This window comes from Lawsonibacter sp. (genome assembly GCF_022777125.1).
Classification (GTDB): Bacteria; Bacillota; Clostridia; order Oscillospirales; family Oscillospiraceae; genus Lawsonibacter_A; species Lawsonibacter_A hominis.
Genome location: NZ_JALFGV010000094.1, coordinates 47312 through 57960, shown reverse-complemented (window position 1 = coordinate 57960; position 10649 = coordinate 47312). Strand labels below are relative to the sequence as shown.

The window sequence follows — 10649 nt, the reverse complement described above, 5'->3', positions numbered from 1 at the left end:
TCTTTTGCATGGACCGCCGGGATGCGCAGGTCCGCCGCCGGCATAAGAGACCAGGCTCCCGCGTCGTCTCCTCTTGCCCGCCGCTCAGTCCTTCTGCATGATCTCCAGCATGTCCGCCGTGAGGTCCGTGGTATAGGGGTTGAGGCTGTGGGTATTGACCAGCTCCAGCACCTGGTCGGGATAGAGCTGATAGCACCAGGTCCAGCCGCGGTAGGTGATGGTGCCGTCCCCAGGCAGCACTGCTGTGGTCAGTCCGGCCGAAAAGTCAAAGTCCAGGGCCTTGGTGCCGAAATAGGTCAGCGCGTTCAGATCCAGGTCGGTCTTCACGTTGTTCAGGAGGATATCAATATATTCCGGGAATTTCTGCGGGTTGGCGACGGCCTTTTTCAGCACGGCGGTGAGCAGGTCCCGCTGGGTCTGTGTGCGCCCCACATCCGCGCCGTTGTAGATGTCATAGGTGTGGACCTGCCCCGCGTCGTCGATATAGGAGTTCTGCCGGCAGCGGGCCACCTTCAGCGCGTCGGCGCCGGAGAGCCACTGGCTGCCCTTATTGTAGTGGATGTGCAGGTCCTGCGTGGGGTCGTCGTAGCTCATATCCACCGGCACGTAAAATTCCACGCCGCCCACCGCGTCCACCAGGCGGACAAAACCGCTGATGTTGACCTTGATATAGTAGTCGATGGGAAAGCCCAGGATCTTGGAGACCTCCGTCTTCAGCCCGTCGATCCCATTATAGGCGTATGCGGCGTTGAGCTTGTAGAAGTTCTTGCCGTTGGACTCCCGCACCCCGTTGATAAAGGTATCCCGCGGCAGTGAGACCAGCCCCACCGTCTGGTTCACCGTGTCGTACGTGGCGACCATCATGGTGTCGGTGTTGCCGTTGCCCTGGTCGCTGGCCACCAGCAGAAAGGTATAGGTATACTCCTTGCGCGCCATGGCAGGCTCCGGCGCCGGGGTAACGGCGGCCAGGCGCTCGTCCACTTCCGTATCCGGATCATCGGTGGGCTGTATGCCGGCCGCCGGCGCGGGACCTGTAAGCTCCGGCGGCCGGGCCAAATAGCGGTATACGCCGTAAAGCACCACGATGACGGCGGAAAGCGCCACCGCCACCCGGTATAGGATCTTTCCCACCCGCCGGGCGGGGGAAGCTGCGCTCTTCATGACGCGTCGGGCCAAGGGAGACGCCCCCTTCTTTTGTGAAATGACAACACCGTTCCGGCCTTGCTTCGACCAGCCCGAAACACGGCCTGACGTCTGTTTGAAGCACCGGAAAATGGCGCAGGCGCGCAAACGGACGCTAGTCCAGTATACAGGTTCCGACGAACGGGGGCAAGGAAAAGTTTCACGGTTTCGATTATTTTAAGAAATTGCCGCCGTCCCCGGGAAATGCCTGCGTTACATGCAGCAGCAGGGTCTCCGGCTCCAGCTGAGCCCGGAACCCGCCGCAGTTGAGGCACATCCAGCCGTAGTATTCCCGCTCGGGACGGCCGTATTGCGCCAACAGGCCCATGAGCGCCCCGCCGTGGGATACCACGCCTACCCGTCCAAAGCCCCGGCGCCCGGCATCCGCGGCCACCTTCTTCAGGCCGGCGGAGACCCGCTCCACCACCTGTTGGGCCGATTCGCCCACCGGCAGGGCGGCAAAATTAGCGCCCCCCGGCGCACCGATCCAGGCTTGGTAGAGAGGATCGTCCTTCAGCTCCTCGTGGTTTTTCCCCTCAAAGGGGCCGAAGTCCGTCTCCCGCAGCTCGTCCACCACCGTCTGTTCCACCCCGGGCCATAGCAGCTGCGCCGTCTGCCGGCAGCGCAGCAGGGGACTGCGGTAAACATGCTCCACCGCCGGCAGCGTCGGCCCCACCTGCCGGGCCAGCGCTTCTCCCTGGGGGGCCAGGGGCACGTCCAGCGTACCGATGAACCGCTTCTCCAGGTTGCCCTGGGTGGTGCCATGCCGGATCAAGATCAGTTCCATGTGCCTTCTCCTTTCAGTACCATGCTCAATCCGCAGAAGATACGCTCCACACGTTCGGCCCGCGCCGCCAGGCGGCAGCACAGCCGTCCCACCTGCTCCCGGCGCAGCCGCTGCTCCGGGTCGGCGGGCACCACGCCGCTGCCCACCTCGTCGCAGATCAGGATAATCTCCGGGTTGGCCGCCAGCAGCTCGTTTTCCTCCAGCTCCGGCCACTGCTCCACCCCCGCGAAAACAGGGCGGCTGCGGGCCGTCTCCGGGTCCCTTGCCACCTGTTCCGGCCCCAGGCCGGTCTTCTGCAGCACATACTCTAGCTTCCCCTGGCCCGCACCGCCGATGATGAGGATCATCCAAACACCTCCAATCGCATGCCCACGGCCGCTCCCAGCACCACTGCCAGCTCGCACAGCTGCAGAAAGAAGCCGGCCAGATCCCCGGTGATGCCGCCGAACTGGCGCCGGGACATGACGGTGTAGTACAGGCAGACCAGCGCCGCCCCCGCCAGCGCGCCCGCTCCCGCCCAGGGGGAGAGCAGCGCCATGGCCCCACCAGCCGCCGCCGTCCACAGACCCAGGACGCAGCGCGCCTTCACGGCGTCCATCGGCGCGGTGAAGGCCGCCAGCAGCCCGCTGCCCCGGGCGTTGGGCAGCACGGCGGCAAAGAGGCCCGACAAGCTCCGGGACAGCACCGGGCCCAGCGCGAGCACCCACGTTTCCCGCCCGGCGGGCAGCGCCTCGCACCAGACGGCAAAAAAGCAGATCAGATACAGGCAGCAGCAGATGATGGCAAAGGCCCCCGTGTGGGAATCCTTCAGGATCTCCAGCTTCCGCTCCCGGCTCTGGTGGGAGGACAGGGCGTCGCAGGTATCGCAGAAGCCGTCCAGGTGGATGCCGCCGCTGACGGCCACCGGCAGCAGCAGCGCCCCGGCGGCGCAAAGCACAGTGCTCAGTCCCAGCAGCTGACTCAGGCGCAGCCACAGCCACAGCAGTCCTCCCGCCGCCAGGCCGACCGCCGGGAACCACCACAGGGCCCGGGACAGGCTCTTCTCGTCCCACTCCACCCGGGGCATGGGCAGCTTGGAATACATGGCAAAGGCAATGACCAGGCTTTTCACACCGCTTCCCCCTTCCAGCCGACCGGGATACCGCATACGACCTCCCAGACTTGCTCCGCCGCGGCGGCCAGCTTCCGCTCCAGACGCGCCAGCTCCGCCAGCCAGGCCCGGGTCTGCGCCGCGTAATCCATACCTCCGGCGTACACGTTGCCGGTGACCACCGCCAGCAGGGCCGAGCGCTCCGCAGCCCGGAGCACCCCCCGCAGCACCCGCTCCGCCGCGCCCGCGGCCCCAGCGGCTCCGAAATACTCGTTGGCAAACAGGTTGGGCAGATCCTCCAGCAGCACGGCGCAGCCCTCCGGCAGTGCAAATCCCGCCAGGTCTGCCGGGCGCTCTATCGTCTCAAAGCCCTTTCCGGCCCGCATGGCCCGGTGCCGCTCCACCCGGGCCTCGCTCTCGGCGTCCCACACCTGCATGGTGGCCAGATAGAGCTTGGGCTCGCCCCGCGCGCCCACCAGGGCCTCGGCAAACGCCGATTTGCCGCTGGAGGCGCCGCCGGACACCAGGATCAGCATTCGTCTTCCCCCCCCAGGGGCTGATACGCCTCGATCTTCACGTCGTCAAAACTCGCCATCTCCCGGTACACGGCAAGGCCCATGTCCAGCAGGGGCATCACCGCCACCGCGCCGGTCCCCTCTCCCAGCCGCATCCCGGCAAAGAGGAACGGCCGCAGCCCCAGCGCCTCCAGCACCAGGGTCCCGGCCGGCTCCTGCGAGGCGTGGGAGCCCAGCATGTAATCCACCGCCGCCGGGCAGAGACGCGCGGCGATGAGGGCGGCCACGGAGGAGATGAAGCCGTCCACCAGCACGGGAAGCCGGCAGGCCGCGCCTCCCAGGAACACTCCGGCCAGCCCGGCCAGATCCAGTCCCCCCACCTTGGCCAGCACGTCCAGGGGATCGCCGGGGTCGGGGGCGTTGACCGCTACCGCCCGCTCGATTGCGGCGATCTTCCGCCGCAGCCCCGCGTCGGAAAGCCCCGCGCCCCGCCCCGTCATGGTCACGGCGGGTTGGTCCAGCAGCACGCAGGCCACGGCGCTGGAGGTCGTGGTGTTGCCGATCCCCATCTCTCCGGTGGCCAGCAGGCGGCAGCCCTGCTCCTTCAGCTCCCGCGCCACCGCCGCCCCGGTCAGAATGGCCCGCTCGGCCTCCGCCCGCGTCATGGCGGGGCCCCGGGTCATATTGGCGGTACCCCGGCGGACGCACCGCTGCAGGATGCGCTCCCCCTTGACCGGCCGGGCCACGCCGATGTCCACCGGCACCACGTCCGCCCCGGCGGCGCGGGCCATGGCGCACACGCTGGTATCCCCGGTGGACATGTTCTCGGCGACGATGGCGGTGACCTCCTGCCCGGTCTGGGTGACCCCCTCCTCCACCACGCCGTTGTCGGCGCACATGACCACCACAGCCCGCGGGGCGGTCTCCACGTCCGGACTTCCGGAGGCCCCGGCGAGGCGCTCCACCGCCTCCTCCAGCAGACCCAGGCTGCCCAGGGGCTTGGCGATGGAATCCCACCGGCGGCGGGCCGCCGCCCGGGCGGCCCCGTCGGCGGGACGAATGGATGCGATCAGTTCCGGTACGGTCATTGTTTTAACTCCTCTCGTTCTCCCAGCAGATAAAAACGTCCCTTGGGAAAGATGATGGACACCCGGGTCCCCTCCCCCGCCTGCGAGGCGATGGAGAAGCCCAGCCCCAGCCGCCCGCACAGCGTTCTGCACAGGTAAAGGCCCAGTCCCGTGGAGCGTTTGGACAGCTTCCGGCCATTTTCCCCGGTAAAGCCCTTTTCACATACCCTGGGCAGATCGGCCTGCGGAATCCCCACCCCGTTGTCCGCCACGTTCAGCGCCACTGACTGCTCCGCCCGGCTCTGCGTAAAGACGAGCCGGGGGTGCTCGCCCCGATATTTGATGGCGTTGGAAATGAGCTGGCCCAGGATAAATTCCACCCACTTTCCGTCGGCGTAGGCCACGGCGTCCAATCCCTCCAGCTCCACGGAGAACCCCGCGGCGATGAGCGGCCGGGCGTACTTCTTCACCGCGTCGGAGGCCGCTTGGCGCAGGGCCATGGGGCGCACCACATAATCCCGCTCCACCGCGCCGCTCCGGGCGTAGAACAGCGCCTGCTCCACATAACCCTCGATTTGAAACAGGGCCTCCTCCAGCCCCTGAAGCGGTGGACCCGGCAGGTTCTCCAGGGTCAGCCGGGCCGAGGCGATGGGCGTTTTGACCTCATGGACCCAGGTTTCGATGTATTCCCGGTAGTCCGCCATGTCCCTCCTGGCGGCGGCCAGGGCGTCGTTCATGGCCTTGTTGGTCTCCTCCATGGCCCGGCAGAACAAGACCCCCTCCGGGAAAGAGGGCTGTTCCAGCAGCTCGGAGAACAGGTACTTGCGCTCCAGCGCGTCCAGCATGCCCATGGCTTCGTCGTAGAATGTCTTTTTGCGGATGTATTCCGCGGTCAGGGGCAGCAGTCCGCCCAGCAGAAAGACCAGACACAGCAGGGCGATGGCCCCCGGATGGACCGACAAGACCCAAAGCAGCACCGCCGAGAGCAGCACGGAAAAGCCCAGTCCCGCCAGATAAGGCGCCTTGTCCCGCCAGAACCAGCCCGCCGTCACAGCTGATACCCCTGTCCCCGGCGGGCGGTAAGAAACCCCTCCGCTCCCAGGCCCTCCAGCTTTCGCCGCAGGCGTGCGACATTGACGGTGAGGGTGTTGTCGTCCACAAAGGCGTCCGACTGCCAAAGCGCGTGCATCAGCTCCTCACGGGAGACGATGCGCTCCGGGTTTTTCAGCATAAGCTGGAGAATGCGCGCCTCGTTGCGGGTCAGCTCGGCCTCCCGCCCGTCCAGCAGGACCGTGCTCCGGCTCAGGTCCAGGGTCAGGCCCCGTTCCGACAGCACCGCTCCGCCCTGGGCGGGATAGGCCCGCTGCAGCAGCCGGCCGATGCGGGCCAGAAGGATCTGTGTGTGATAGGGCTTGGTCAGAAAATCGTCGGCTCCCAGGTTCATGCTCATCAGTTCGTCCAGCTCGGTGGAACGGCTGGTGACCACAAGGATGGGCAGCTGGGACTGCCGCCGCAGCTCCCGGCAGACGTGATAGCCGTCATACCGGGGCAGATTCAGATCCAGCAGGGCCAGGTGGGCCCCGCTGTACAAGATCTGTCCGGCCACATCCTCGTAATCGTCGGTGGAGGCGCAGACATAGCCGTACCGCTCCAGCAGCGCGGCCAGCTCCCCCCGCAGCGCGGGGTCGTCCTCCACAAGAAAAATGGTATGGGACATGGTATCCCTCCCTGCGTTGTGATCTTCCGGAAGCACGGAGCCCATCAACGGGCGCCGGGCGGTTCCGCGGTTCCTTCCGCATTATAGCAGAAAAAAGCGGCGCGTCCAACCCCGGACGCGCCGTCTGATCACCAGAATATACCCAAGATCCGTTCACTGATGGCATAATAGAGGGGGATGCTCAGAAAAAGCATCCAGCCCGGGTGCCAATTATCCAGCAGAAACCCTGTGATCAGGAAAACAATGACCACAATGATCGGATATACGTCACCCAGTCCCAATACCGCGCTGGCGGCAGGCAAAGCTACCATCAGCACCAGGGTCAGCAGCCACAAAAGCGCTTGCTTCTTTTTTTCAAACACCTTTTTCTGCTGCTTTTCCCAGGCCCGCTCCGCTTCGTCCCATTCCCGCGCGGCGGCAAAGACCTCTGCCTGCTCGTCCTCCGCCTCCTCCGCCGCGGCCGGTCCCGTCTGAGATGCATAGGCGTACTGGCTTTCGCAGCGGTCGCCCCCCTGAGCCGGCTGCAGCAGCAGCTCGTCCAGAGAAATGCCGTAGAGCCGGGCCAGGGCGATCAGATTATCCGTATCGGGAGAGGACTCCGCCCGTTCCCACTTGGAAATCGCCTGGCGGCTCACCCCCAGCCGGGCCGCCAGGTCCTCCTGGGATAACCCCCGCTCCCGCCGCAGCGCCACCAGCCGGTTTGCAATCTCTAGATTCATTCGCCAACGCTCCTTCTCTGTGCTTGTGCGTTCAGTTTACCAGATTTCCGCCCGCCGCGCCACCCATTTTACGTTTCAGCGTCCGCAACTATCGGTTGCGTGCCCCTAAAATCAGATAGATTCGCTTGCCAAACCGATAATGGATATGGGGGCCTCCCGCCCGCTTTCCCTTTTGATTTCTCTTTGCGGCCTGAATGCGTCCTTACCGTCATACAATCGGAAAGTATTCCAGCCGAAAAGTCCGGTCCTCTTGGGATGCGAACAAATATGGTGCTTCTCTAAACCTTATACCACTTCTTGTTCCCCTCCTCATGGCGTATAGATAGGCCGATCCACTGCCAAGCTACCGCCCAGCGCCAAGGACACCTGCCAGCGCCGCCTCCACCGCGGCCAGATTGTCATGGTTGGTAATGCTCTCCATTGCCGCACGGTCCATGGTGCCGTCTTCCTTTTACCGACACCACCCCCGAGGTAGGGCTCGTGGTTCTGTTTCTTCATCGCCGCAGAGTATACCGGCCACTTGGCGGCCTCGGTCTTGGCGTACATGTCGGCCAACTGGAACTGGGTGTTCTGGAACTGGGAAATGCGGCGGCCGAACTGGACGCGCTCCTTCGTGTACTCAATTGCCGCATCCGGTGCGGCCTGAGCTTCGCCGCAGACCTGAGCCGCACTCTTCAGGAACAGCTGTTTGCAAAGGACTTCTTCTGAAGAAGAGTACCATTGTAGATTCCACGATCCTTGCCGCCCCGTTTTCCGCAAAGAACCAGGACGGGCAGTGAGATCCGAATGCGCATCAGATGAAAACGGCAGGGAATGACGCTTTGGGTACAAAGCACATATCGGGGTAGATATGGATAGCGGCTTTTTGAACCGAAGGAAAAGCCGATTGCAAATCGCCAAAAGGGCAAAGCGGCCGTGCGCAGAAAGAAAGCGTCCTGACCGCAAGCCTGCAAAACAGGCCAAGCCCCAAAAGGCTGGGCCGCAGAGCGCACAGCAGACCATACCCCACAGGGAGCGTTTCAAAGATGGTATCTGCCGGATAAACGACAAGAGACGCGCCGCCAAGTCAGAGCGGCACGTTCCCCAGCAGAATGGTGACGGCCAGGAATGCCAGCGCGAGCATCAGCAGGCGCCAGCCGGAATAACGGAAATGTGTTTTGAGGTCGATCCCGGCCGCGCCCAGCATCAAATGCGTGCTGGGCATGATCGGGCACGCCATTATGCTCATGCTGTAGCCGGGCGCCAGCGCGCAGACAGACTGCAGCGCGGAGAAACCGAAGTTGGCCGCCACGCCATTGATAACGGGCGTGACGCCGAAGCTGTAGGCAGTGAGCCCCAAAAAGCAGCCCAGCGGATAGGACAACGTGCCGAATATGGTGAGCAGATATCGGCTCCAGCTCTGTGGGAACACCGAAACGAGGGCTGTGATCATGGCGTTCAGCACACCGGAGTCATTGAGCACATTGCCGAACACACCGCCAAGCACCATGGCAAGGCAGATCATCAGTGCAGTGGACGCATGCTCACTGAAGTGTGCCATCTGCTCCTTTATGGTGCGGTAATTTACCAGGACCGCCACCGTATAGCCCGCCATGAACACAACGGCTGTATTCACGACATTCAAAAACAGCAGAATGAGCACGGCGACCGTAAGGACCGTGTTGAACGGCAGAAGGCGGCGCGCCCGCGCAGGCAGCTCCTCGCCCGAGGATTGGAACATGCTTCCATAGGCGGTCTTGTCGTTTAATCCCGCGGCGATGCGCTTTTTTTCCGTGTACGCAGTTCCCAGGAGCACCAGTGACAGGATGCCCGTCATGCACAGCAGCGCAGGCAACAGCTCCTGCCAGATGTCCAGAACATCCAGTCCCATCACAACGGAGTTCGTCAGCGTCACGGAACCCCATGGCAGGAAGCTCCAGATGCCCACCACGGCCGAGAGAATAAACGTAAGCACGACGGGCCGGATGCGCAACTTTTTATAGAACGGATAGAGCGCCGGAATCGTAACAAGGATGGTGGAAGGGGCCTGCCCGTCCAGATGGGAGCAGATGGAGACGAGCATCGTGGCGAGCAGCACGGGATAGATGTGGCTGCCGATGCGGCGTGTAATGCCGCCCACAATGGTGTCGAAGACGCCCAGTTTGTTCATAAGCGTAAAAAACAGGATCGCAAACGCCGCCATGATGCCGAGTGTTGCCGTGGATGCGATACCGTCCGTGATGTAGCCGCTGATCTCGTTTAAGGGGATACCCAGGCACAGGGGGATGAGCAGGATAACGATGACGAATGCCGCGGGCATGATAGTCTTGTTGCGCGCGAGGAGCACGATGAACAAAACGATGCCCAGCAGGCCCACCAGAGCAAGCATGATACAGATGCCTCCTTAATTTTTAAGATTCGGAATAGACGGGCGGACAGCGGCCATTTTGGCCGCATTTGAAAAAAATAGTCTCACAGACTATAATAGAAGAGCGCAGAAGAGAACGGGTACCTCCCGCGGCATCAGAGCGAAGCGGGTTGGAAAAGGAGGGTCTTGGATGAAACTTTCACAGATGCGGTATTTTCAAGCCGTCTGCCTTTATGGCAGCACCACGCGCGCGGCGGACTCCCTGTTCGTTTCACAGCCGTCTATCAGCATGGCCATCAAAGAACTTGAGGAAGAGCTGCACGTAAAGCTGTTCGTACGCCAGAACAACCGCATGATGCTCACACGCGAGGGATCGTTTTTTTTGGAGCGCGTCAACCGTGTGCTGGACGAGGTGCGTACGCTCGAGCAGACGATGCAGCATCTGAACAGCAGCAGCACCGTAACGCTCAGCCTGCCGCCCATCGTGGGCGATTTTTTCCCGAATCTTCTCGACCGCTTCATGCAGGAATATCCCGACTACCGGCTGGAGGTATACGAGGACGCACAGGGGGAAGTGACAAACCTGCTGCGCGAGAGCGAGCGCGATTTTGCCGTGGCCATCCTCAACAGTATAGGCGACCAGGAATTTGTCACCTATCCTTTTTTGAAGGTGGAACTGATGCTGTGGACGAACATCCACAGCCCCCTCGCCCAGAAGGCACGTGTCTCATTCCGGGACATCGGCACATCGCCCATCGTGCTATTCAAAGACAGTTATTACCAGAACTCCATTATCAAGAACTATTTTCAGGAGGCGGGCATTGAGCCGAACGTGATGCTGTATGCGAGCCAGACAGCCACCATGAAGAACTTCGCACGCAAGAACCTGGCCTCCACGTTCCTGTTCGTAGAGGAGTGCCCCGGCGAGCCGCTGCTGCGCGGTGTGCACTTCGAGCACCCCATTATCTTCTCCGTCGGCCTCATCCGTCTGCGCGACAAGCCCCTCAGCAAAGCGCAGGAGGCCTTCCTTGCCCATATGCTGCACACGGCACCGGGCACGTCTGCATCCTCCCAAACCTAGCGTACCCTTTCGTTAAAAAGATGTAAAATAATTTTTTACAATAACCCTATAAGCAGTTTTGATGGGTTTTTCCATCAAAACTGCTTTTTTGTGCACAATATACAAAGAGTTCGATAGCCATTCGGCAAAAGAGAAATTTTGAGG

General features: G+C 62.6%; 11 protein-coding genes and 1 pseudogene. 1 reads left to right on the top strand and 11 read right to left on the bottom strand.

What is annotated here, in order from left to right:
• Window positions 1-84: 84 nt before the first annotated feature.
• The 11 genes and pseudogenes from MR825_RS08160 to MR825_RS08110 form a co-directional block, all read right to left on the bottom strand.
• Window positions 85-1176, bottom strand: a complete 1092-nt coding sequence (locus MR825_RS08160) for an LCP family protein (protein WP_287880072.1) — start codon at window positions 1174-1176, stop codon at window positions 85-87.
• Between the two features lie 178 nt (window positions 1177-1354).
• Window positions 1355-1969, bottom strand: a complete 615-nt coding sequence (locus MR825_RS08155) for a histidine phosphatase family protein (protein ID WP_287880069.1) — start codon at window positions 1967-1969, stop codon at window positions 1355-1357.
• Entirely contained in the window at window positions 1960-2316 is a 357-nt protein-coding gene (locus MR825_RS08150) for a bifunctional adenosylcobinamide kinase/adenosylcobinamide-phosphate guanylyltransferase (RefSeq protein ID WP_186906841.1), read from the bottom strand. Before MR825_RS08150 ends, MR825_RS08155 begins: the two co-directional genes overlap by 10 nt.
• Window positions 2313-3080, bottom strand: coding sequence for an adenosylcobinamide-GDP ribazoletransferase (locus tag MR825_RS08145; RefSeq protein WP_256175596.1), 768 nt, complete (start codon window positions 3078-3080; stop codon window positions 2313-2315). Before MR825_RS08145 ends, MR825_RS08150 begins: the two co-directional genes overlap by 4 nt.
• Window positions 3077-3595 carry a bifunctional adenosylcobinamide kinase/adenosylcobinamide-phosphate guanylyltransferase gene (locus tag MR825_RS08140; protein WP_186906843.1) on the bottom strand — a complete coding sequence of 173 codons (519 nt, stop codon included), beginning with the start codon at window positions 3593-3595 and terminating at the stop codon, window positions 3077-3079. Before MR825_RS08140 ends, MR825_RS08145 begins: the two co-directional genes overlap by 4 nt.
• On the bottom strand, window positions 3589-4662 hold the full coding sequence (cobT, locus tag MR825_RS08135; protein ID WP_186906844.1) for a nicotinate-nucleotide--dimethylbenzimidazole phosphoribosyltransferase: 1074 nt from the start codon (window positions 4660-4662) through the stop codon (window positions 3589-3591). The genes MR825_RS08140 and cobT overlap by 7 nt, the downstream gene beginning before the upstream one ends.
• Window positions 4659-5693: a sensor histidine kinase gene (locus MR825_RS08130; RefSeq protein WP_186906845.1), complete on the bottom strand. Its 1035-nt coding sequence runs from the start codon at window positions 5691-5693 to the stop codon at window positions 4659-4661. Before MR825_RS08130 ends, cobT begins: the two co-directional genes overlap by 4 nt.
• A complete protein-coding gene (locus MR825_RS08125; RefSeq protein WP_186906846.1) occupies window positions 5690-6358 on the bottom strand; it encodes a response regulator transcription factor in 669 nt (222 codons plus the stop codon). The genes MR825_RS08130 and MR825_RS08125 overlap by 4 nt, the downstream gene beginning before the upstream one ends.
• Window positions 6359-6486: 128 nt before the next feature.
• The gene (locus tag MR825_RS08120; protein WP_186906847.1) at window positions 6487-7077 is read right to left on the bottom strand and encodes a helix-turn-helix domain-containing protein; all 591 of its coding nucleotides are present in this window, start codon (window positions 7075-7077) and stop codon (window positions 6487-6489) included.
• A gap of 471 nt (window positions 7078-7548) precedes the next feature.
• Window positions 7549-7746: pseudogene (locus tag MR825_RS08115) on the bottom strand (acyl-CoA dehydrogenase family protein); the annotation flags it as partial.
• Window positions 7747-8143: 397 nt separating this feature from the next.
• On the bottom strand, window positions 8144-9445 hold the full coding sequence (locus MR825_RS08110) for an SLC13 family permease (protein ID WP_186906848.1): 1302 nt from the start codon (window positions 9443-9445) through the stop codon (window positions 8144-8146).
• A 169-nt stretch (window positions 9446-9614) separates the two neighbouring features.
• Between MR825_RS08110 and MR825_RS08105 the strand changes: the two genes are divergently transcribed.
• On the top strand, window positions 9615-10505 hold the full coding sequence (locus MR825_RS08105; RefSeq protein WP_287880058.1) for a LysR family transcriptional regulator: 891 nt from the start codon (window positions 9615-9617) through the stop codon (window positions 10503-10505).
• Window positions 10506-10649 lie beyond the last annotated feature (144 nt).